The following is a 22,318-nucleotide window of genomic DNA, read 5'->3' on the forward strand; positions in this document are numbered from 1 at the left end:
TGCCCTCCGCCACAGCCTTCCGGCACAACGCCGTCAATTCCGATTGACAGGGATTCCAGCCCGCCATCGCGCCAGTACGCAGGCGTATCGACGCCCGTTCCCGATCGCGGCGATGCCGCACGACGGGCACGCAGCCGGAAAGGACGATCCGTTCAGCGAGGTCCGAACGCAGTCTCTGCATCGCGCCCCTCCTCCGGCCTGAAGCCGGCAGGCTCGCCCAGCGTCACGGTCACCTGGTGGCGAGCGCCGTCGTCCACCAGCCGCACCGTGCTGCTGCCGGGTTCGAGCGCGACGCCGTCCACCGCCATTTCAAGCACGCCACGACTGACCCCGTGCGGATTGCGCACCGCGATGTCATACCGGGCCGCGCCGTAGCGGAGCACCGCGGTAAAGCCCGGCCATCGCTTCGGCACGCAGGGGTCGATCGACAGTTCCGCGCCATGCCTGCGCAGGCCGAGCAGCCCCTCGATGCCGGCGCGATACATCCATCCCGCCGACCCCGTGTACCACGTCCATCCGCCGCGCCCCACGTGAGGCGCGACCGAATAGACGTCGGCCGCCGCCACATACGGCTCGACCTTGTAGCGGTTCGCGCCGCTGCGGGTGCTGCTGCGATTGACCGGATTGAGCATTGCAAACAGTTCAGCGGCACGATCGCCGTCGCCCATCCGCACATAGGCCAGCACCGACCACACCGCCGCATGCGTGTACTGCCCGCCGTTTTCGCGGATGCCCGGCGGATAGCCCTTGATGTAGCCGGGATCGAGCGCCGCGCGATCGAACGGCGGCGCGAACAGCACCGCCAGGCCGTCATCGCGGCGAACCAGCCGTGCGTCGAGCGCGGCCATCGCCCGTTCTGCCCGCGTCGCGTCCGCTGCGCCCGACAGCACGCTCCACGACTGCGCGATGGCGTCGATCGAGCATTCGTCGTTGCTGGACGATCCGAGCGGCGTGCCGTCGTCGAAGTAGCCGCGCCGATACCAGTCGCCGTCCCATCCCGAGCTTTCGAGCGCCTCGCGCAGGGCTTCGGCGCGCGCCAGCCAGCGGTCCGCCCGCCCGGCGTCGCCGCGCGTGCGCACGAACGGGGCGAACGCCGACAGCGTGGCGTGAAGAAACCAGCCGAGCCACACGCTTTCCCCGCGCCCCGCTTCACCGACACGGTTCATGCCGTCGTTCCAGTCGCCGGTGCCCATCAACGGCAAGCCGTGCGCGCCGAACAGGCCGAGGCTTTGCTCCAGCGCCCGCACGCAGTGTTCGTATAGCGAAGCACCCGTATCCGCTACGCCCGGCACGAAGTAGGCATCGTGCTCGTCCGCGGCCAGCGGACGGCCTTCGAGAAACGGCACCTCCACGTCGAGAATTGCCCGGTCGCCCGTCACCTCGACGTATTGAGCCGTGGCGCAGGCCAGCCACGCGCGATCATCCGAGATGCGCGTGCGCACGCCAGCGCCGCTTTCGGGCAGCCACCAGTGCTGCACGTCGCCTTCCCGGAACTGCCGCGCCGCCGCCCGCAACAGGTGCTCGCGCGTCAGTTCGGGCCGCGCACGCGCGAGCGCCATGCCGTCCTGCAATTGATCGCGAAACCCATAAGCGCCGCTCGCCTGATAAAACCCCGCGCGCGCCCAGACACGGCAAACCAGCGTCTGGTACAGCAGCCAGCGGTTGAGCAGCAGATCCATCGCGCGGTCCGGCGTCGCGACCTGCACGGCTTCGAGCGTGTCGTCCCAGAACGCGGTCACGGCGGCAAGCACCGTGTCGGGATCGGCGTCGCGATAGCGGCCGATCAGTTGCCGGGCGGCCTGCGGCGACTCGGCTTCACCGAGCAGAAACACCACCTCGGCCGTGCCGCCGGGCGCCAGTTCGATCGTGGTCTGCAGCGCCGCGCACGGATCGAGCGCGGCGCCGACCTTGCCGGACAGCGGCGCGGCGCCCAGTCCGGCCGGATCGCGCAGGCTGCCGTTACGGCCGACGAATTCGCGCCGGTCGGCGGTCCACGCACTCTGCCGGCCGCCCAGGTCGGCGAAGGCAACGCGGTCCCGATACGCGTCGGTCCGGCCGTTGCTGGCGAACATCGCGCCCGTCGACGCGTCGATCGACGTGACCGTATGCGGCGCGGCAAAACTGCGCGACGCGCCCAGCGCCCATTCGACGTAAGCCGTCACGGACAGGCGGCGAACCCGGCCCGACAGGTTGCGCAACGTCAGCCGGGAAATCTTGATGGGGTCGTCGAGCGGCACGAATTGCAGCAACTCGGCCGCGACTTCCTCGGCGGTATGCGTGAAGCGGCTGTAACCCTGGCCGTGACGCGCGATGTAAGGCGCCGCGTGCTGCGCGTGGTCGCGCATGGGATTCGCCTGCGGTCCCCACACCACGCCGCTATCGTCGTCGCGAATGAAAAACGCCTCCGCCGGCGGGTCGCTCACCGGATCGTTCGACCACGGCGTCAACTGATGCTCGCGGCTGTTCGACGTCCACGTGTAACCGCTGCCCTCGGCCGATACCAGAAAGCCGCACAGCGGATTGGCGATGACGTTGACCCACGGCATCGGCGTGCACTGGCCGGCGGCGAGGACCGTCACGTATTCCCTGCCGTCGTTCGCAAAACCGCCGAAACCGTTGAAGCATTCGAGCCCGGCGCCAGGCGACGTCGGCCGCTCCGGCGCGGCCGACGACCCGGGCCGTTTTGCGGCGCGCGGCGCCGCCGGCGTCGGCGCGCCGGCCAGCCGGCGCAACTGGTCCAGCAACCGGCCGTTGCGCGCCGCCAGCACCGCGCGCGCCACGACCGGAAAAAGCGCACGCGCGGCCGCCGACATCAGGTCCGCGCGCAACACGAAGATGTCGCCGCGCGCGGCCCCCGGCCGCGGCGGCCGGGCCTGGCCGGACCGGACCAGCGTTTCGAGCGCGGCCTGCAGGTCCTGGACATACGACGCCGCGCGCTCGTTGACGATCACGAGATCGACCGCGAGCCCTTTCATGCGCCAGTATTCGTGCGCATGCACGAGTTGCCGCACCAGCGCCATGTGCTCGATATCGTCGATGCGCACCAGCAGGATCGGCAGATCGCCCGACACGCCATGCGCCCAGAGCGGCGCGACGCCTACGCCGCCCGCCGCCGTTACGGCCGCCGCGCCGCGCAGCAGCGCATCGGAACCCGGCCGCAGCGACGCATCGCTGTACAGCAGGTAGCCGGCCATCCGCTGGAACAGCGCCGCCTCGTCGGGACTCACCCCGTTGTGACGCAACTGCATCTGCGCCTGGGTCCACGCCAGCATCGCCGCGCGCGCGAACGACGCGCCGTCGCGATGCTTGTCCACCAGATCGAGCAACTGGCTGCGCGAATCGGCGACGAGGGTCCAGAACGCGACGCTGCCGGTCTCGCCCGGCTTGATGCGCAGACGCTGGCGCAGCGCGAACGCGGCGTCGAGCACCACGCCCGCCGAATTGCCGAGCGCCCGCGCGCTCGCGAGCCCCAGCGGCGCATGCACACTGCGCCCCCGGCCGATAAAGCGGGCGCGGTCGGTTTCCACTTCGACGGCCCCGACGGCGTCGCCCTCGATTTCCGCCCGATGCGCGGCCCAGACCTCGGGCTCGGCCGTCCCGCGACGACGGCGCGTCGCCACAATGGTCGACGAGTCGGGCAGATACGCCGTCTCGACGAACAGATTCCCGAACGCGGGATGCGCCCGGTCGGCGGCGGCCGGCGCAAGCACGATCTCCGCATACGACGTGAACTCGATCACGCGCTCGCGCGTGCCGCCATTGGTCACCGACACCCGCCGCACCTCCGCGTCGTCCTCGGGCGACACCACCACGTCGAGCGAGGTCGTCAGCGTGCCGTCGCGCCGCACGAATTCCGCGCGGTCTTCCGTGAAGCTCACCTCGTAGCTGTCCGGCGCGACGCCGGCGGGCTGCCAGGCGGCCGACCACCATTCGCCGCTCGCGACGTCGCGCAGATACAGATAACTGCCCCAGTCGTCGCAGGTGGCGTCCTCATGCCAACGCGTGACAGCCAGGTCGTCGCGGCGGCTGTATCCCGAGCCGGCCGCCGTGATCATCACCGCGTAACGCCCATTGGAGAGCAGATGGGTGGCGGGCGACGGATCGTTCGCCGACAACAGGCGCCGGACGATACCCGGCCCCGCGCCGCGGGTCGGCCCGGCCCCCTTGTTCTCGTCGACGCGCAGATGCGCAGCCGCTACCCGCCCCGGCATGCGCTCCTGCAACAGCAGTTCGGTCGCCTGAATGGCGGGCTCCGCATGGAAGAACGCGCGAATGCGGCCGGCCAGCAGCGCGTTGGCGATCGACACGATCGACATGCCCTGGTGATGCGCCATGAACGCGCGCACCACCGCGGCCTGCCGGCCTTCGGGCACGCGCGCGGGCGTGTAGTCGAGCGCCTCGTAGAAGCCGAAGCGGCCCTGGGCGCCCGCCGTACACAGACGCTCGAAATTCCGTGCGGCCGCATCCGGCGCGATCATCGACGCAAGGGCGGTCGCATACGGCGCGATCACGGCGTCGTGGCCGAGACCGCGCTTGAGCCCCAGGTCCGGAATGCCGAAACTCGAATACTGATAGGTGAATTCGAGATCGCGCGCGTTATACGCGGATTCGGAGATGCCCCACGGCGGGCCTAGCGCCGCGCCGTAGTCGATCTGCTTGCGCACCACGAGGCTGCCGGTCCGCGCGATCAGGCTGTCGGCCGGCGCGCGCATCACCAGCGACGGCATCAGATATTCGAACATCGAACCGGACCACGAAACCAGCACGGCGCCGCCCGCCACCGGCGTCGCGACGCGGCCGAGCCGGAACCAGTGGCGCGCGGGAACGTCGCCCTTGGCGATGGCCACGAAGCTCGCCAGCCGCGCCTCGGACGCCAGCAGATCGTAGCTGCCCGGATCGAGCCGCCCTTCGGCCACCGCGTAACCGATCGACAGCAGCCCGCGCACCGGGTCCAGCAGGAAGCCGAATTCCATCGCATCGGCCATCTGCAACGCGGCGCCGGCCAGCGCGTTCAGGCGCGCGGCGAACGCCGCCCGTTCGGGCGCGCACTCGCCATCGCGGCGGTGACCGTGAATCGCGCGTTCGAGCGCGTCGCCCCAGAACAGCACGTCGTCCTTCGCGCCGCCCTGCCCGCCACCGGTTTCGTCGACCAGTGCGCGCGCGATGTCGGCCACTGTCGCGGCCAGCAGCACGATGGGCGGCCACGTCGGCTCCCGTGCGGCGACCTTGCCGGACGTACCCGGCTCATGCACGGCCAGCGCCGCCTGCAACGCCGCCGCGGCCTGCTCGAACTCGCGATGCAAAACGGCCCGCGGAGGCGGCCCCGTGGTCTTGCACACGGCGGCGCGGAGCAACGCCAGGGTGTCGCCGATGCCCGCGAACGCACACGGAAGCGCCACGGCGGGACCGGCGGCCCACGCGCGACACGCATTGCCCAGCGCGATCAGGTGGCCGGCCAGGTTGCCGCTGTCGACCGACGACACGTATCTCGGCTCCAGCGGCCGCAAATCCTGCGTGTCGTACCAGTTGTAGAAATGGCCGCGATAACGCGGCAGGCGCTCCATCGTGGCCAACGCAGCCTCCAGCCGCGCGAGCGCGTCCCGCGTGCCGAGCCAGCCAAACTCCCGCGCGCTGACCGTCGCGAGCAGATAAAGCCCGATGTTGGTCGGCGACGTGCGATGCGCGACGACCGGGTGCGGGTCCTCCTGAAAATTGTCCGGCGGCAGCATCTGGTCGGCTGCCGTGACGAACGTCTCGAAATAGCGCCACGTGCGGCGCGCATGAAGGCGCAGCTGCCAGGCGTCGTCGGGAGTGACCGCAAGATCGCCGGCCGCTCGCGGCGCCACGCTCGACCAGTACGCCAGCGCCGGCGAAACGAGCCAGCCGGCCACGAACGGCAATCCCACCCATGCGCCGTGATGACCGGCTCGCCATCCGACCCATGCGCTGGCCGCCGCGCCGAGCAGCGCGAGCGCGACGCCGCCGCGCAGCCGCACGAACGTCGTCCACGGCGACGGACGCTCGCGCACGCCGGCTTCGGCTGCGGTCGTCCATTCGAGCAGATGCCGGCGGCTGACCACCACGCGAAACAGCGTGCGCGCAATGGCATCGGTCATCGACCACGCCTGCAGCGCCAGAAACACGATCGACAAAGCGGTTCGCGCCAGCGCGAGTTGCAGGTCGCCAAGCCACACATGCAGCAGGCTGCGCGTCGTCATTTTTACCTGCGCGCGTCTCCAGTGAGGCATCAGCGCGCCCAGTACGGGGAGCAGCACCGGCAAGCCGATCGTCGCCACCACGAAGGCGCTCCACAGCAACGCGGCCGGCAGCGGCAACGTGAAGCCAACCAGCAGCGCGATAAAACCCGCCGGGGCCGTGAGCGTGCGGCGCAGGTTGTCCAGCATCTTCCAGCGGCCCGTGGCCCGCAGCCTCAGATCGGGCCGCCGGTTCATCGCGACCAGCCACGGCAGCAGTTGCCAGTCGCCGCGCGCCCAGCGATGCTGACGGGCCGCGCCGACGTCGTAGCGGGACGGGAAGGCTTCGACGACTTCGATATCCGACGCGAGGCCCGCCCGCGCGAAAATGCCCTCGAACAGATCGTGGCTCAGCATCGTGTTGTCCGGCACCCGGCCGGCCAGGGCCAGCTCGAAGGCATCGACGTCGTAGATGCCCTTGCCCGCATACGAACCTTCGTCGAAGAGATCCTGATAAACGTCCGATACCGCCGCCGCATAAGGATCGATCCCGCTCGGGCTCGACGACACGCGCTGAAACAGCGAGCCCTCCGCACCGACCGGCAGCGACGGCGTCACGCGCGGCTGCAACACGCCATACCCTTCGACGACACGCCGGGTCAGCGGATCGAACACCGGCCGGTTGAGCGGATGGGCCATTTTGCCGATCAGACGGCGCACCGTGTCGCGCGGCAGGCGGGTGTCCGCATCGAGCGTGACCACGTAGCGGACCCCGGCGGGCACGTCGGGCGGCTGCCCGCCAACGGCGACGAACGACGTGTCCTGCGCGCCGCGCAGCAGCCGGTTCAGTTCGTGCAGCTTGCCGCGCTTGCGCTCCCACCCCATCCACAATCCTTCCTCGGCATTCCACGCGCGCCGGCGATGCAGCAGCAGGAAACGACGGCTATCCGACGTGGCCGGATAACGCCGGTTCAGCGCTTCGATGCCGGCGGCGGCGGCGGCGAGCAGTGCATCGTCGGTTGGGGCCTCGGCAGCGGTGCAATCGGTCCAGTCGGACAGCAGCGCGTAGTAGAGTTCGCCGCTTCCGCTCGCCAGATGATGGACCTCCAGCCGCTCGATCTGCGCGGCCAGTTCAGCCTCGGTGGTCAGCAGCGTCGGCACGGCCACCAGGGTGCGCAACCCGTCGGGGACGCCGTTGCGCAGCGCGAGCCCCGGCAGCAGCGTGGCGCCGACGTCGCGCATCACCCCCCGGTTGACCATCGCCACCGCCACGTCCATCGCGGGCAACCAGCCGGCCAGGCCCAGTGCGAGCCACCACCACGACAGCGGAGCCAAACCGGCCAGCCACACCAGCATGCCGGTCAGCAGCAGCGCGGCGAGCAGCAGGATGCTGCCGACATAGCCGCCGAGCCCTGCGCGGCGCGTGATACGGCGCAGCCACACCGCCGCCGGCGGGCGATAGCCGATCGCCGTCTCGAACGCCCGGCGGCCCGCCGCCAGCAGGTAATAACCGGGATCGGCGGCGCGGTTCGGCTGCTCGCCGCCGACCGACGCCGAGTCCGCTGCCTGCGCGGCGGCGACGGTCCGGCGCGCGATGTCGGTTTCGCTTATCGACGAACCGCACGCCAACGCTTCGATGGCGCCGCGGTACAGGTTGCGCGTCGGGAAGTCCATCTCGGCGAAGCCGGGATGAATGCGCAATATCGCGTCGACCGGGCTGATGCGCTCGAACAGATCGCTCCAGTCCACGTCGGAGATCAAGCGCAGGCTCGTGATGACATTGCGCACCGTCAGGCTCGCCGCGCCCTGCTGCTGGTGCACCTCGGCCACGATCTGCTCCGCCGTCGTGTGCTGCGCGGCGAGTTGCGACCGCAACCACCTCACCGCCGGGGTCGCGTCCGGGTCCTGATCGTGCAATCGCTGGATCAGTTGCACCGCAAAGGTGTCGCGCAGCGTCGACTGTCCATGGCGAGCCACGAGGACTTCGATGGACTCGGGAGCGTGTCCGCCCACGCCGAGCAGGCGGTCGGCCATCGCGTCGGCATCGAGGCGCGCGATACGCCCTTCGGTGATCTCGTCCGCGAGACGCCGCAGATTCTCGATCAGCACGATGCGAAGCGTGATCGCCACGGCCCACAGTTCGCCGATCGTCAGCGGCTGCACGGTTTGATAGGCGAGCACGAACCGGCACAGCAGATCGGGATCGAAGCGGCTGTCGGTATGCGCGACGAACGCCCACGCCAGACCGAATACGCGCGGATAACCGGCAAACGGGCCGGCGCTGAGTTTGGGGAGTTGCCGATAGTAGCTGGGCGGCAGGTCGTCGCGGATCTGCAGCGCCTGCTCTTCGACCAGGTGATAGTTGTCGAGCAGCCATTCCGCAGCAGGCGTGATCGCCTCGTCGTTGCCCACCGCGATCACCATCGCTTCGTAGGCCTGCAACAGACTGCGCGCGTTGTCCTTGAGTCTCGCGGCAAGCGAGGGGCCGGCGGACGCGCGCCGCGCGATCGGCTGTGCGCCGGCGAGGCTGCGTGCATGTTGCGCCAGCCGCTCCTCGCCGAACAACTCCTCGCGGATCGGCGCGGTGCTGTTCCAGGGGGAAGGCGTCGTGTGACGCCGCGCTCCGCGTAAAAACCCGGTTATCGAAATGTCCTTCTCCAGAAGAGCCTGCCTGACCTGCCCGACGGCAAAAGAAAACCGACGGGAACAGGCCGTCGTGCCAGCGGGTATCGCACTTGTCCGCCCGGGGCTACGACATCAGCGCTCGCGGACGCGGAACCGGCATCGCCGGTCGACGCGCGACGCCTGCCCTAACGGATCGGCGTGCGCTCGTGCGCCAGCGCGTAGCGATAAAGCGAAAAGCCGAACATGATCGCCATTCCGATCACGATGCCCCATATTGCCGAGAACGTCATACGTTGCCTTTGGTCGAGTGATGAACCGGGTCTGCGCGGATACGAACTACGCAGCGTGGCGGCGGGGAGATTCGCCGGTCTGAAAGCGCGAAAAGAAAGGAAGCGTGCGGCCCGTGACGACCTCTCTGCCAGCCCGCGGCAGCGTGACTCAGGGGCAGGCTCCGCGTCGGGACCCGTGGCGTATCTCTGCCTGTGCGCCGCGCACCGATGCGAAAGACCATGCAAAGCGTGCCGCCGCCATATGAGCATCATCGGGCCATGTCGGCCGCGCGTCTGTACGGTGGAGGTATCGTCGATCGGACAGGACCGACGCTTCAGGACGAATCCACGGTGACGACAAACGCGGGTCGCGATACACGAAATTGCCCGAGTGGGCCGCCCGCCGGGAAGACACTCGCGAGGATGCCGGCAGTTATCCGGCAACTATCGAACGACGCCTCGCTATTGGACTGGAACCGCTCATCAAGCTTGCGCGGGTGCGCAACGGCCCGTTCCTGGGCCGGCCGGCCTATGCCGTCGCAGAAACAGCGGGGGTGCCCCGCATCGACATCACCCTGGGGCCACGGGAGCGACCCAGTTGACAGGCGCGTCCCGATCGATGGCCGCGCCGGATAGCCGGGATATCTAAAGATTGCTGTCCGTCCGGGCCGGAATGCGCTGTGCGCCCGGCTGCACCACCTTCGCCAGCCTGCGCACCCGCCACTGCCGCGCCGCCAGCCAGATCGCAACGAAAACCATCGCTGCGATAGCTGCCAGGTAAGCTCCCAATGATTGGCTCATTTCGCCCTCCCACGAGGTCGGAACCGTCCTTCGATTGACAAACACTTCGGGGATGCGCCGCCGTTATGTCGGCTCCGCGATTTTCCCGTCCAGCCCAGCCACGGTTCCGCTTCCGCCTTCCCGCACGAGTTCACGGACGCAGGCCCGCTCGATCAACGCCGATCGACTGATGCCGGCTGTCCGCGCGGCCTCATCGATTGCCCGCAGCACGGACTTGCTCAAACTGACCTGAGCCCACGCGGAATTCGACACGATGTCCGTCACGTCGATATCGACGAACAGCCATAAGCCGGCTCCGTCGTCGATGTCGAGCGCCTGCAAGGCCGCCGTGTCGCCAGTAGGCTCCGGCATGATGTGCTCGCTGCGGCCGTACACGCGCTGCACCGCGTCCTGCGCGTCCCGCGCCAGGTCTTCGAGCGAATTCGCCGCCAGTTCGATAGCCGGAAAATCCGCGAAGCTGCCGCGATATCCTCCCCCCTCGCGCCGGTGGACATAAAGCGGATAGTGCATGGTCCATCCCCGTTGCGGTCAGTGGAATTTCCGCGCAAGTCGCAAGGGTGCAATCAACGCAGCCGCCTGTCTGTACGGTGCAGGACTTTCTTGCCTCGCCCTGCCCGTCTTCCCGACGATTTCGCGCAGACTATGCATCTGTACGCTGTCGTACCGCATCGGCACGCGGACCGGCGTAGTGTTGACGATATCGGTCGCCACTCCGGGCAGACGGAGCGCCGGAAGGCATGGACGTCCCCTTCGACCGATATCGGCATCCATCGCGTCACCCAGCGCCACACGCCCGCTGCCAGCCATCGACACGACTTTTTCCATGCGGTACGGCGCGACCCACGGTTCTCGCGAACGGGTCGCGACAACGCGACGCGTATCGATATTTCCGCCGGCCAACAACCCATCTATGGCTAACGCGTTGCCCGGACGCACGAAGGCGGCGCGAATCGGCTCACCGAAGAAGTCTGCCGCTCCGGCACGCCGAATGGGTGCGGCGGCCGAAACCTTAACGTTGCGAGGAAATCATGTTGCGAAGCGTAACTGCTCTACAGGGATGCGCCGTTCATGCATCGGACGGCGACCTCGGTCGGATCGATCAGATCTATTTCGACGACGAGGCGTGGGGTCTCCGCTACCTCGTCGTCGAGACCGGCGATTGGCTTCGGAACCGGCAGGTTCTGATCTCACCGATTTCGGTCAAGCATGTGGACTGGTCGTCCGGCATCGTCCATGTCAACCTGACGCGCCAACAGGTGCGCGACAGCCCGGCTATCGACACGCACAAGCCGGTGTCGCGCCAGCACGAAATCGACTATCTGCGGTACTACAACTATCCGGCTTACTGGGCAGGTCCGAATCTGTGGGGCAGGGGCGCGTGGCCGGCTTTCGATCGCGCGGGCGCCGCGCCGCCTCGCCAGACCCTGCACACTAACCGCGTGCAGCCCGAAGTTCATCTGCGCAGTACGGAAGAGGTCAAAGGTTACGATCTTGAAACGGCCGACGGCAGTCTCGGTCACCTGTCCGGCCTCGTCTACGACGACCGGATGTGGGTCATCCGCTATCTGGCCGTCGATCCGCGCAACTGGTGGCCCGAAGGCAAAACGATCTTGATCGCGACGCCGTGGATCGAACTCGTCGACTGGCTCGCGTCGTCGGCATCGACGTCGCTCACGCGCGACGAGGTACGTCGTAGCCCGGCCTACGACGACGCCGCGCCGGTACGGCGAAGTTACGAGGTGACGCTTCACGAGTTCTATGGGAAAGAAGGCTATTGGTCGCGCGAAGAAACGCCGCCGCTGCGCTCCACCGACGAGATGGACGCACAGGATCAGCGCATCGGGCTCACGTAGCGTCGCGAGTCCCCTTCGTCCGGGGCTTGCGTCGTGCAATTGCTCGCGTCCCATTCGCGGATGCGGCGGACGAACGCCAGGTCAGCCGCACGCGCCCGGGTACCTCATGGTTGCCGCGATTTTCACGGAACGATCAGACATCGTTGCCGGCTGGCGGACCTCCGCGCACCGGTCCCCTCTCCGCTTCGTTGTCCGGCAACAGGTCGTCGCAATCGAACCCGGGAAAGATAATGCGGAGAATTGCCTGCAACTGAATCGCGCAGCGACGCGCTTCTTCCGGTGCATTCACGTCCATCGCCTCGAACAGATTGACGAATACGCCGAGAAACGCATCGCCGACAGGCGTTTCGCGACCCTGCTCCCGCAGATAGACGCAATGACCAAAGACGTGCCTGATGAATTCGATCTGCTGGGCAGCAAATTCATCATCTTCGAGCGGCGAAGGCGTGACAGCGAGGAGCCGGTCGGACAGTCCGCCAGGCAGCCGGATGTATTGAGAAGAGTCGTTCATGCTGCGACCTCACGAAGTGCACGAGCGCGGCATGAATGCGGAAAAGCATCGCCCCCGCATCACGACAAGATGTGCGTATGCTATAAATGTCGAACAAATTTGACACGCGGGCGCCTGGATCAGTATTTCATGGCGACAGACAGTCGTCAAATGAATTTGACACCATTTGTCCATAACGCCATGCAGTTCGACTGGTACGGGTTGTTCGATGAGTTGAAACGTCGAGGGCATTTCAGCAGCGACGCGCAGCTGGCTGACAGCCTGATGCTCACGCGCGCGCAGATCTCCGCGTGGCGGACCGGCAAGAGCGACCTCGGCACGCTCACCAAAATCAAGATCCTCGATGCGCTCGGCCACGACACGCTACGCTCGGCGGTACTGAGCCTGTTGCCCGAGAAAAACCGGCAGGAGCAGATAGCGCACCACGCGCGCCTCATTGCGAGAGTCGAACGGAACGGTCAGGTGCCCGAACCCGCCAGCGCCGACGCGAATGTGATGCCGCCCGACACCGATGCGCTACCCACCACGAATCATCTGCTGGCGGCGCTGCCGCGAGACGAACGCGAGCGCATCGCGCCGCACCTGTCGACGGTCGCCATGCCGCTGGGCCAGGTGGTGTACGAGTCCGGCGATCATCTCAGCCATGTGTACCTTCCCATCACGGCCATCATCTCGATGCTGTACGTGATGGAGAACGGGGCCTCGGCGGAAATCGCCGTGGTCGGCAAGGACGGGCTGCTGGGCGTCGCGCTGTTCATGGGCGGCGAAACCATGCCGAACCGCGCGATCGTGCAAAGCGCCGGCCATGCGTTCCGCCTGAGCGGCCCCGTCGTGAAAGACGAGTTCGCCCGCGGCGGCGCGCTGCAGCGCATCTTCCTTCGTTATACGCAGGCACTCATCACGCAGATGGCGCAAACCGCGGTCTGCAACCGGCATCACTCCATCTCCCAGCAGTTCTGTCGCTGGCTGCTGCTGAGCCTCGACCGGCTCGAATCCAACGAGGTGCGGATGACCCAGGAACTGATTGCCAACATGCTCGGCGTGCGTCGCGCCGGCGTGACGGAAACCGCCCGGAAACTACAGGACGAGGGCATCATTCGTTATACGCGCGGCTTGATCGAGGTGCTGGACCGCGGCGCGCTGGAAGCGCAGGTGTGCGAGTGCTACAGGGTCGTCAAGCGCGAAAGCGACCGGCTGCTCGGCGACTGAGGTCCTGCCGGATTACGGCCGCGATGCGGCCTCGGCCCTAACCGCACGTCATGCTGCGGCGGCCGGAACGCTTCGGCGCCATAGCAGGGAAACGCGGCGGACAATCGACAGCGATGGTCGATGGCCAGGCACCTCCGCCGGCACCATTCCGCCTCCATCGATTCCGCTCCCTCGATGCCAGACCTGTCTGCCCTGCGCCGACAATACGCCGCAACTGTGCTCCGCGTCGGCTTCGGTCCCTTCCATCGCCATCTCGCCGCCGGCCTGCTCCTGTGCCCTTTGTTCTTGCCCGGTGCGGGCAGCGACCCACTCGTCGTGCGATCGGCCTGCATAGCTTTGAGTCATTTTCGGATTCCTCCAAAAAGCTTTCTTTTCCCGCCAGTCCGTTCCGCACGGATGGCTCGAACAGGCAGTCGTCGCCTCTTCGTCCGCTGGAGCGTCACCGTGATGAACCCATCATTGGGTCTGCCGGGCCGCGGGTCTGTACGGTGCAGGACAATCGACGTCCTGTTCACGGGAAAGACGCCCGGCGCGATACGCCTGACGGCAGGCAGCAACGTCGATGCGAAGGCATGAGGCAGGAACGTGCCGATCGTCACCGCCCACTCCCGCTCCTGGGTCCGTGAGATACTGCCCCGGCTCCTCTTTGTACTCGACACGGACCAGCTTCGTTCCGCCTCCCCCGTCACCGTCCGACGCCGCGCTGCGAAACACGGTGATATGCCACTCCGCCGACGCGTATCCCGACCCCACCCCCTGTTGCCTGACGGTCACCCCCATCGCCGACAGCCCGCGAGCGCGGATCACACCGCGCGGCGGCGGCGCCCCGCTTCCCGGCATGCCATTACGGGTGCCCGAAACGACTCCTGTGGCGGCATTCCAGATAGCCGCCACGACATTGAAGGCGATGCATGGCACACGAGCAGCACAGCAGTGGAAACCACCTTCTCGCGGTATTGCCCGAGGCCGAGTGGATTCGCATCTCCCCGCATCTGGTGCTTGTCGATATGCCGCTCGGACAGGTCATCTACGAATCCGGGCGTCGACTCAATCACGTCTATTTCCCGACGACGGCCATCGTTTCGCTGCTGTACGTGATGGAAAACGGCGCATCGGGAGAAATCGCGATCGTAGGCAACGAAGGCATCGTGGGCATGGCGATCTTCATGGGCGGAGAAACGACGCCTGGCCGTGCGGTCGTGCAGAGCGCGGGCAACGCGTACCGGCTCGACGCCCGTCTGCTGAAGGAGGAGTTTCATCGCGCAGGGCCGATGCAGCGGCTGCTGCTGCGCTACACCCAGGCGCTGATCACACAGATGGCCCAGACCGCCGTGTGCAACCGGCATCATTCGATCGATCAGCAACTGTGCCGCTGGCTCCTGCTGAGCATAGACCGGCTGCCGTCCAACGAAATGACGATGACGCAGGAACTGATCGCCAACATGCTGGGGGTACGCAGACCCGGCGTCACCGAAGCCGCAATGAAATTGCAGGACGCGGGCCTGATCCGCTATAGCTACGGACACATCGAAGTCGTGGATCGCCCGAGGCTCGAAGAGCGGGTATGCGAATGTTATGCCGTCGTCAAACGCGAATTCGACCGGTTGCTGCCCGATCTGCGGGCGCTTTGACGGGCTTTGACGGAAAGAAGCCACGCAGACACGATTGGCTCTGTTTATCCGCATGCGTCTTTTCGGCGGAAAGCGCCGCATTCGGGCGCCCGTGGAATTCGCGATTAGTGGGCGCCGGCCTCGTCCTCAAGCTCCGCGATCAGGCAATCGATGCCCGGTTGCGAGGTGCGCAGCGCCCGTGCGGCGGTCATCATCGGACAGGACCGAACAACCGTGTGAAACGCCTCGATCCATCTGCATTTCACCGTAGACCGACAAATATCCTTGATGACTACATTTAAGGGTTCTCTGTAAAATGTGTCACCTCACTGATTTTTGATAACGACTTCGTCATGCATCGAATCGGATTCTTCGTTTGCCGCGGCCACGATGCGCTCGATCTTGCTGGACCACTTTCGGCTTTTAACCAGGTGGTCACGGCCGATGGACATACCCCCTATGATCTTCAGGTGATCTCGCAGCCCGGAGGTCCAGTGGCCGGCAATACGGGCCTTCCGATCGAGACCAGACAGAGCGGGAAGCGCACGTTCGACACCGTCATATTCGTGGGCGGCGAGATCGATCCGATGCACGAGCCGGAGAACATCGCCGCTGCCAGGAAATTGAGCGCCAAGGCCTCGCGGGTGGCAAGCGTGTGTACAGGGGCATTCCTGCTTGCGGAAACCGGTTTGCTGGACGGCCGGAGAGCAACGACGCACTGGCGATACGCGGCTCAATTTCAGTCGCGCTTCCCTCGCACCAGGGTCGAGGGCGATAGCATCTATATCGCGGACGGCCACGTCTGGACGTCGGCGGGCATCGCGTCCGGAATAGACCTGGCGCTCGCCATGATCGAAAAAGATATCGGCGCGAAAACCGCGCGCGCTGTCGCCAGGCTCCTCGTGGTCCCGTATCGTCGCCCAGGCGGTCAGTCCCAATTCTCCGCCATGTCGCAAATGGAGCCGGAATCGGATCGCATCCGCATCGCGCTGAATTTTGCCAGGGAACATCTCGCTGAAGCGCTGCCTGTCGAACGACTCGCCGATGCCGCAAGCTTGAGTCTGCGGCAATTCGGACGGGCATTTCGCCGGGAAACAGGTGAAACGCCTGCCAGGGCGGTAGAGCGCCTGCGAGTCGAGGCTGCGAGACTGCGCCTGCAGGATGGCAGCGAACCGATCGAACAGATTGCTCTTGCCGTGGGATTCACCGATCCGGAACGGATGCGGAGGGCCTTCATCAAACTGCATGGACACCCGCCGCAAGCGATCCGGCGCGAGAGCAGGCTGGCCAGCGGACGCTGACCGATCGACGGCCGACCCGCGCGCTGCCTGGTCGGCCTCCGTCTAAAGGCACCATGGCGCTTTCGGTGCGTGACTATCTATTTCGCCGGACGTTCAACGACCATCGGATTTCAGCGCGCGTAGTCGTTCCAGATGTCGCGATGCAACTTCCAGGCGCCGCCCTCCTTCAGGAAAACGAGGATCTGCTTGGCGCGAAGTTTGAGCTTTCCGTCATGGTCATGGACCTCCGCATCCGAAACCTCCGTTACGATCCGATCATTACCGTAGAACTCGTAATGGCTGAACGATACGGTGTCGGGCTTTGCTCCGGCATACCCTTTGGTGAAGTATTCAGCGATCGCGCTGCCACCCGTGACTTTGTCGCCGCCGGGCGGCAAGAGCGTGCCGTCTTTCGTATAGAGGCGGCCTATCGCCTCATAGTCCCCGCGTCCGAACGCTTCCGCCCATCGCGCGTTCTCGGCCTTGATGGCCGCTTCGGTCTGAGACTGCGAGCCAGCGGCAGTTGCTGGCGCGGCAAATGCAAAAAGGGGGAGACAGGCTGCAAGAGCAGCCGCACAACGACGAATCTGTCGCATTTAATGATTTCCGGTCTTGACTTGAATGGAAGGGAGTTACACCCGATTGAACACGGGGGTTTCAGCGAACGCCTGGGATTCGTGCGAGTCCCCTGGATGCGCCGGGCAGTTCCTTGTCGACCATCGCGATGACTTCCGGCCGCGCGTCTCTCGGATGACCGGAATGGAACGGCGGAGCGGGATCGTATTCGATCGCGAGTTGCGTGAATTCGGCGGCCTGTTGACCGCGCAGCTTCGCCGCAACGCGAAGTGCGAAGTCGATGCCCGCTGTCACGCCGCCGCCGCTCATGAACCGGCCGTTGTCGTCTTCGACGAAACGATCCGGAACGGGGATCGCGCCATATTCGGACAGCTTGTTGACGAAGGCCCAATGGCAGGCGCTTCGCTTGCCCTTGAGAACGCCCGTTGCGGCGAGCACGAGCGATCCGTTGCAGACCGACGTAACATGTTTGGCGCTATCAGCCAGACGCCGGATCTGCGCTTGATACTCCGGGCGCATCGGCGCCGCCAGATTGGACCCGCCGGGGACCAGGATCACGTCGGTCTTCTCAATGTCGGCCAGTCGTTCAGTCTTGCCGTACACGACGCCAAATTCGAGGGTCACGCTGCCCCCATTGAGGCTCGCATAGCGAACGTTCGTATTCGGCAGCCGATGGAAAATCTCGCTGGGGCCGGCGAAGTCGAGAAGCGTCCCGCCATCGTAATTGACGATCAAAATATCGAGGGGATCGTTCGGGGCAAGTTCCCCTTCGCTGCCTGCCTGCGCAAGAACCGGCGCGGCGCGGCCAGGCAAGGCCACGCCGCCCAGGACGGCGCCGAGCGTGGCGATGCTTCCAAACTTGAGAATATCGCGGCGCGAATGGCCTGCCCGGGTGAGCCGCTCGTCGGAGACGTTGTTTTCGCTATGGTCGGTCAAGATAATTTTTCCTTGTACTTCGGCCCCTCTGCGAGCGCAGCCAGGTTGGGCCGGATTGAAGAACCACCACGACGAAGAGCGTGGCGGGCGTGCGATCAGGATGCGGAGGAGCCGGGACGACGTGCACGGCTCCGGATCGGGAACTGAAGCCTCAAAGCTGCGAAGCGCCGCCATCGACGACCAGTTCGGTGCCGACGACATAGGAGGACTCATCGCTGGCGAGATAGAGCGCCGCATAAGCAACGTCCTCGGCCTTGCCCATGTAACCCACCGGAATGGCTTTGGCGAACTCGGCCTTGCGGTCGCGAACCCACTCATCGGACATGCCCCACCTGGAGATCAGCGGCGTGTCCATCGCGCCCGGCGCGATCGCGTTGAAGCGGATCTTGCGGTCGAGAAACTCGTAGGACCAGCTACGGGCAAGTGATCGCACCGCGGCCTTCGCCGCCGCGGTCAACGAGATGCCATGCTGGCCGGTCTGCGCGACGAACGAAGTATTGAGGATGACCGAGGCCCCCTCCCGCAAGTCCGGCAGCACCGCCTGAAGCGTGAACACCACGCCCTTGACGTTGATGTCCATGATCTCGTTGTAGAGACCTTCGTCGATGTCGTCGACCGCGGACGGGAAGGCTCGACCCGCGTTGGCGAACAGGACATCGAGGCCGCCGAACTGCTCTTTCACTTCAGCGGCAATCGCCCGCATGTCCTCGATCGAACGGACGTCGCCCTTGAGAACGAGCGCGTTCTCGCCAAGCTCGGCCTTCACGCGCTCGAATACGGTGGCGTCGCGACCCGTAACCGCTACCCGGGCGCCTTCGGCAATGAACAGCCTGGCCGTCGCGAGACCGATGCCGCTAGTCCCGCCCGTGATCAAAGCTGACTTGTTTTTAAGCCTCATCTTCTGTTCCTTTATCTACGTCGTGATTGACCAGGCCGGAGGTTCGAAGCGCAATCGTGTTGGTGCGCCTGTCTCGGCCTGATCTTCCACGCGAAGTATGGAACGCGACGCAGAAGGCGCAAAGGTCTTATAACCCTCAAAAAACGCCATCCGATCGCAGGCTGTTGGCCGAATGGCTGCCCTGACGTGCGGATCCGCGTCGCTGCCGGATGGACCCGCTTTCGCGCTTGATTAAGGAAGGGTCGGCGAGATGCCGTCGGTAGTGAAGGCGCTGGCGCGACGGGTATGACGACGGTCGCCGTCACGCACGGGACGGGTTTGCACACGAAATGGCGGAGCAGTTCCTGGCCGGCCCAATGACATCGTGCAGGGCCGCCAGATCCGAAGGGTCGGCGGGGATGTGGAACGAGTCGAATAACCGCGACGCAGGAAAACAGGGAGACGCCCGTTTCGGACGGGCATCTCCGCTTTCACTCCTATCGTTGCGCTTTCGTCCGCGAGTCGGTCGTGGAGCAACCGTCCGTCATGAAGTCGATGACACGCCGCAATCTGGGCGTCACGTGCGTGGCCGACGGCCACATGGTTCTGAAATACCCGCTGCTTTCCTCCGCACCGGGAAGGACGACCAGCAACCGGTAATCGGCCAGCCACTCGTCGATCGCATAGTCGGGCAGGAACGCGATGCCGGCCCCCTGGTGTGAGCGCTTTCAAACGGCCGCATGTCCGAAGCAGTGCGTCGCCAATAAGGCTGCGAGACTGCTCCGGACCACGCCAACGTGGCATGCAAGCGTTCAGGCAACCCTGCGCCGCGCTGCCATCACGTGCAGCGAGATGGCGGATATCAGGAAATAGATCGCGCCCACAGCCGCATAGCCGGCGATCTTGATGATGGCGGGCGGCGCAGACGCGTGGCTTTGCACGATGAAAAACGTGCCGGCCAGCGCGGATTGCGCGCCGCTCAAGACCATCGCCCACTGGGCACCGAAGTGCTTCCAGCGGCGCACAGCGGTGCCGAGCTGGAGCACGCCCGAAAGAATGGCCCAAACGCCGAACACCGTGAGCACGGCGTACATCGCTGAACCCAGCGCCAGGAACACGGCAACCGTCGTGATCGCACTGATCGCGACGTTGGCAGCCTGGGTGCGGTTTATGGCCATGCCGCCGCTACGCGACATGTCGACGAAATTCGCAAGTGCATCCCAGGCGGGATAAACGACGAACAGGATCGCCGCTCCGGCCGGACTTTGCCGGCCGACGGAAAGCGCCAGTGCAACCCAGATCAGGGAAAATACCGCTCGGGAAAAGTAATACCGCTTCAGCCATCGCTCCTGGTTGGGGCGACTGAAATCAGGGTGACGGTCAACCATTTACACTCCTTGTCATATCCGGCCATCGCTCCGGCCGGTCTGGGTAATTTCAAAAAAAACGGGACAGCAGCCTGATCGTTTTTTACCGCGCCAAGTATCGCAACCCGGCAGACTGGCCGCTATCGGTCAGATGACCGATAGCGGCCGGTTTCTCCAGCGGCCTGCCTCGGTATCCATGGGCATCGCGCACCATCGTTATGCCTGCGTCGCGCGCGGCCTCGAAAGCTCAAACGCGCGCATAAGCCTGTACGTCGCGTATGATTATTTGCCCCACCCTCATGAATTGTTCCGCCCTATTCGATGTCCGACGCTGAAGCCAATCACGCCGCGCTGCGCATATTCGACTCTGTGAGGGCGCTTGCTTTCATCGGCGATCTAAGCATGGGACAGCCCACCGACCATTCGTTGCGCACCGGCTGGCTGGCGGCGCGACTCGCGCACGCGGCCGGACTCGACGCATCGGTTTGCGATGCGGTCCGCGAAGTGTCGCTGCTGCGCTGGTCGGGTTGCACGGCAAACGCAGCGGGTTTCGCGCAGGTGTTCGGCGACGACGTGGCAATCCGCACCGCGATGCTCGAAAGCAGGCCGGGCATGGCCGAGGCAATCGGTAATGCCGGCGCAGCCATGGTCCCGCTGGCGCAGGTTCACTGCGAAGTATCGGGCGAGGTCGCGCGCATACTGGGCCTTTCGACGATGACCGAAACGGCGTTACGGCACATTTTCGAAACCTGGGACGGCAACGGACTGCCCGCGCGACTCGCGCACGAGAAGGTCCCGGCGGCCGTGCTGGTCGTCGCGCTGGCCGGCGATCTGGAGGTGTTCAGCCGCGCGTACGGCGTCGAGCAGGCGCTCGGATTGATCGGGCAACGCGCCGGCACGAGATATCCGGCGCGCCTCGTCGAGACGGCTGCAAGCCACGCCGGAAACTGGCTGGCGGAACTGGAGCGTGCATCGCTGGCCGATTTCGATGCCGCGCTGGCGACGTCCGACATGCAGGGTTCGACGTCGGCGGAATTGATCGCCGACGTCATCGATCTGAAGTTGCCGTGGATGACCGGTTTTTCGCGTTCGGTCGCGGTGACGGCGGCCGGGTGTTACGCCCGTCTCGCGTCGGACGATGCCGGGCGCGAACTCGTGTACCGGGCTGGCCTGATTCACGGCATCGGCCGGGCCGCCGTGCCTAACGACGTGTGGAACCGGCCCGCGTCGTTGCCTGCGAGCGCGTGGGAAAAGGTGCGGCTGGTGCCGTACTGGACAGAGCGCGCCGGCAGGCAGACCGGCGCGCTGGGCGAAGCCGCCGTACTCGCGTCGTATGCGTACGAACGGCAGGACGGTTCAGGATATTTCCGCGGCGCGCGCGATCCGGCGCTGACACTGGAGGCTCGCGTGCTCGCTGCGTCGGTGGCGTGGGTTGCGTTGCGCTCGATGCGGCCGTGGCGCGCCGCGCTGACCGACGAGGCCGCCGCCCGCCTGTTGCGGGAAGAAGCAGCAAACGGCCGGTTATGCGGCGAGGCGGTGGGCGCGCTGGTGGCGGAAGGCGTTCCCGTCGCGAAACGCGTCGCACGAGGCGCGTCGCATAGCCCGCGCCTGTCTGCGCGAGAAATCGACGTGCTGCGCGCGATCTCCCGGGGTGCGAGCAACAAGGAGGTCGCCCAGGCGCTGACCATGAGTCCGAGCACGGTACGAACCCACGTCGAGAAGGCGTTTCGCAAACTCGAATGTTCGACGCGCGCTGCGGCGACCCTCAAGGCGTCGGCGATGGGCCTGATCTGACGGCATGGCGTCGCCGCGTCAACGAAGCGGATCGGCCAGCACGATATCCGGCACGCCGCCCGCCTGCACCATGATATAGACGACGTCCTCGTCCGTTTCGTTCTTGACGTGATGAATGACGCCGGGATCGATCGAGTAGAAATCGCGTACCCGGGCGCTCCGGATATGGCCGTCGATATTCAACTCTACGGTCAGCACGCCGCTCACCACGAGAAACCGGTCGCTGACGTTCGTATGGTGATGCCATTGCGTTTCGCCACCGGCTTGAACCGTCGTTCGGTGGACCGTGTAGCCATCCTCGCGCAACAGCATCTGATACTGCACCTTGCCATTGGCAAGCGGAATATCCTTGTCGTCCATCTCATGCACCCTCATGCACCTATGAGTATCGATGACGCATCGACCGGCGTTCGGGT

16 protein-coding genes are annotated in these 22,318 nt (G+C 65.8%); 5 read left to right on the forward strand and 11 right to left on the reverse strand.

Features of this window, described 5'->3' with window-relative positions; translation table 11 throughout:
• Nucleotides 1-152 precede the first annotated feature (152 nt).
• The 3 genes from BLV92_RS18060 to BLV92_RS18065 all read right to left on the reverse strand — a co-directional run bounded on the left by BLV92_RS18060 (nt 153) and on the right by BLV92_RS18065 (nt 10,399).
• Nucleotides 153-8,837, reverse strand: coding sequence for a glycoside hydrolase family 94 protein (locus tag BLV92_RS18060; RefSeq protein ID WP_090547583.1), 8,685 nt, complete (start codon nt 8,835-8,837; stop codon nt 153-155).
• Nucleotides 8,838-9,733: 896 nt separating this feature from the next.
• On the reverse strand, nt 9,734-9,889 hold the full coding sequence (locus BLV92_RS32135) for a hypothetical protein (RefSeq protein ID WP_167627111.1): 156 nt from the start codon (nt 9,887-9,889) through the stop codon (nt 9,734-9,736).
• Nucleotides 9,890-9,952: 63 nt separating this feature from the next.
• Nucleotides 9,953-10,399, reverse strand: coding sequence for a type II toxin-antitoxin system HicB family antitoxin (locus BLV92_RS18065; protein WP_090547585.1), 447 nt, complete (start codon nt 10,397-10,399; stop codon nt 9,953-9,955).
• 518 nt (nt 10,400-10,917) lie between these two features.
• On the opposite strand from BLV92_RS18065, the gene BLV92_RS18070 reads away from it, so the two are divergent.
• Nucleotides 10,918-11,742 (forward strand): PRC-barrel domain-containing protein, encoded by an 825-nt coding sequence (locus BLV92_RS18070; RefSeq protein WP_090547587.1) that lies wholly within the window; start codon nt 10,918-10,920, stop codon nt 11,740-11,742.
• A 133-nt stretch (nt 11,743-11,875) separates the two neighbouring features.
• Here BLV92_RS18070 and BLV92_RS18075 read toward each other — a convergent pair whose 3' ends face one another.
• Nucleotides 11,876-12,253, reverse strand: coding sequence for a hypothetical protein (locus BLV92_RS18075; RefSeq protein WP_177197934.1), 378 nt, complete (start codon nt 12,251-12,253; stop codon nt 11,876-11,878).
• Nucleotides 12,254-12,433: 180 nt separating this feature from the next.
• Between BLV92_RS18075 and BLV92_RS18080 the strand changes: the two genes are divergently transcribed.
• The gene (locus BLV92_RS18080; RefSeq protein WP_090547588.1) at nt 12,434-13,462 is read left to right on the forward strand and encodes a Crp/Fnr family transcriptional regulator; all 1,029 of its coding nucleotides are present in this window, start codon (nt 12,434-12,436) and stop codon (nt 13,460-13,462) included.
• Nucleotides 13,463-14,373: 911 nt separating this feature from the next.
• The gene (locus BLV92_RS18090; RefSeq protein WP_090547589.1) at nt 14,374-15,093 is read left to right on the forward strand and encodes a Crp/Fnr family transcriptional regulator; all 720 of its coding nucleotides are present in this window, start codon (nt 14,374-14,376) and stop codon (nt 15,091-15,093) included.
• 104 nt (nt 15,094-15,197) lie between these two features.
• Here the strand turns inward: BLV92_RS18090 and BLV92_RS33095 are convergent, their stop codons facing one another.
• A complete protein-coding gene (locus BLV92_RS33095; RefSeq protein ID WP_166676564.1) occupies nt 15,198-15,338 on the reverse strand; it encodes a LysR family transcriptional regulator in 141 nt (46 codons plus the stop codon).
• 87 nt (nt 15,339-15,425) lie between these two features.
• On the opposite strand from BLV92_RS33095, the gene BLV92_RS18095 reads away from it, so the two are divergent.
• Complete coding sequence (locus BLV92_RS18095) at nt 15,426-16,373, forward strand: GlxA family transcriptional regulator (RefSeq protein WP_090547591.1); 948 nt, start codon at nt 15,426-15,428, stop codon at nt 16,371-16,373.
• A gap of 110 nt (nt 16,374-16,483) precedes the next feature.
• On the opposite strand, the gene BLV92_RS18100 is transcribed toward BLV92_RS18095, so the two are convergent.
• From BLV92_RS18100 to BLV92_RS18120, 5 genes are all read right to left on the reverse strand, one after another.
• The gene (locus tag BLV92_RS18100; protein WP_090547592.1) at nt 16,484-16,948 is read right to left on the reverse strand and encodes a YybH family protein; all 465 of its coding nucleotides are present in this window, start codon (nt 16,946-16,948) and stop codon (nt 16,484-16,486) included.
• Nucleotides 16,949-17,009: 61 nt separating this feature from the next.
• Nucleotides 17,010-17,864 (reverse strand): DJ-1/PfpI family protein, encoded by an 855-nt coding sequence (locus BLV92_RS18105; protein WP_090547594.1) that lies wholly within the window; start codon nt 17,862-17,864, stop codon nt 17,010-17,012.
• A 151-nt stretch (nt 17,865-18,015) separates the two neighbouring features.
• A complete protein-coding gene (locus BLV92_RS18110; RefSeq protein ID WP_090547595.1) occupies nt 18,016-18,762 on the reverse strand; it encodes an SDR family oxidoreductase in 747 nt (248 codons plus the stop codon).
• A 476-nt stretch (nt 18,763-19,238) separates the two neighbouring features.
• Nucleotides 19,239-19,445 (reverse strand): type 2 periplasmic-binding domain-containing protein, encoded by a 207-nt coding sequence (locus tag BLV92_RS33100; protein WP_090547597.1) that lies wholly within the window; start codon nt 19,443-19,445, stop codon nt 19,239-19,241.
• A gap of 108 nt (nt 19,446-19,553) precedes the next feature.
• Nucleotides 19,554-20,129, reverse strand: a complete 576-nt coding sequence (locus BLV92_RS18120; RefSeq protein WP_090547599.1) for a DUF308 domain-containing protein — start codon at nt 20,127-20,129, stop codon at nt 19,554-19,556.
• Between the two features lie 300 nt (nt 20,130-20,429).
• Here BLV92_RS18120 and BLV92_RS18125 point away from each other — a divergent pair, with 300 nt between their 5' ends.
• Nucleotides 20,430-21,902, forward strand: coding sequence for an HD domain-containing phosphohydrolase (locus BLV92_RS18125; protein ID WP_090547600.1), 1,473 nt, complete (start codon nt 20,430-20,432; stop codon nt 21,900-21,902).
• 18 nt (nt 21,903-21,920) lie between these two features.
• Here the strand turns inward: BLV92_RS18125 and BLV92_RS18130 are convergent, their stop codons facing one another.
• Nucleotides 21,921-22,262, reverse strand: coding sequence for a cupin domain-containing protein (locus BLV92_RS18130; protein ID WP_090547602.1), 342 nt, complete (start codon nt 22,260-22,262; stop codon nt 21,921-21,923).
• Between the last annotated feature and the right edge of the window lie 56 nt (nt 22,263-22,318).

The organism is Paraburkholderia caballeronis (assembly GCF_900104845.1).
Lineage (GTDB): Bacteria > Pseudomonadota > Gammaproteobacteria > Burkholderiales > Burkholderiaceae > Paraburkholderia > Paraburkholderia caballeronis.

Coding starts and splice junctions, on each gene's coding strand:
- BLV92_RS32135 (WP_167627111.1), bottom strand. CDS start 9,889: ATGAGCCAATCATTGGGAGCTTACCTGGCAGCTATCGCAGCGATGGTT.
- BLV92_RS18065 (WP_090547585.1), bottom strand. CDS start 10,399: ATGCACTATCCGCTTTATGTCCACCGGCGCGAGGGGGGAGGATATCGC.
- BLV92_RS18070 (WP_090547587.1), top strand. CDS start 10,918: ATGTTGCGAAGCGTAACTGCTCTACAGGGATGCGCCGTTCATGCATCG.
- BLV92_RS18075 (WP_177197934.1), bottom strand. CDS start 12,253: ATGAACGACTCTTCTCAATACATCCGGCTGCCTGGCGGACTGTCCGAC.
- BLV92_RS18080 (WP_090547588.1), top strand. CDS start 12,434: ATGCAGTTCGACTGGTACGGGTTGTTCGATGAGTTGAAACGTCGAGGG.
- BLV92_RS18090 (WP_090547589.1), top strand. CDS start 14,374: ATGGCACACGAGCAGCACAGCAGTGGAAACCACCTTCTCGCGGTATTG.
- BLV92_RS18095 (WP_090547591.1), top strand. CDS start 15,426: ATGCATCGAATCGGATTCTTCGTTTGCCGCGGCCACGATGCGCTCGAT.
- BLV92_RS18100 (WP_090547592.1), bottom strand. CDS start 16,948: ATGCGACAGATTCGTCGTTGTGCGGCTGCTCTTGCAGCCTGTCTCCCC.
- BLV92_RS18110 (WP_090547595.1), bottom strand. CDS start 18,762: ATGAGGCTTAAAAACAAGTCAGCTTTGATCACGGGCGGGACTAGCGGC.
- BLV92_RS18120 (WP_090547599.1), bottom strand. CDS start 20,129: ATGGTTGACCGTCACCCTGATTTCAGTCGCCCCAACCAGGAGCGATGG.
- BLV92_RS18125 (WP_090547600.1), top strand. CDS start 20,430: ATGTCCGACGCTGAAGCCAATCACGCCGCGCTGCGCATATTCGACTCT.
- BLV92_RS18130 (WP_090547602.1), bottom strand. CDS start 22,262: ATGGACGACAAGGATATTCCGCTTGCCAATGGCAAGGTGCAGTATCAG.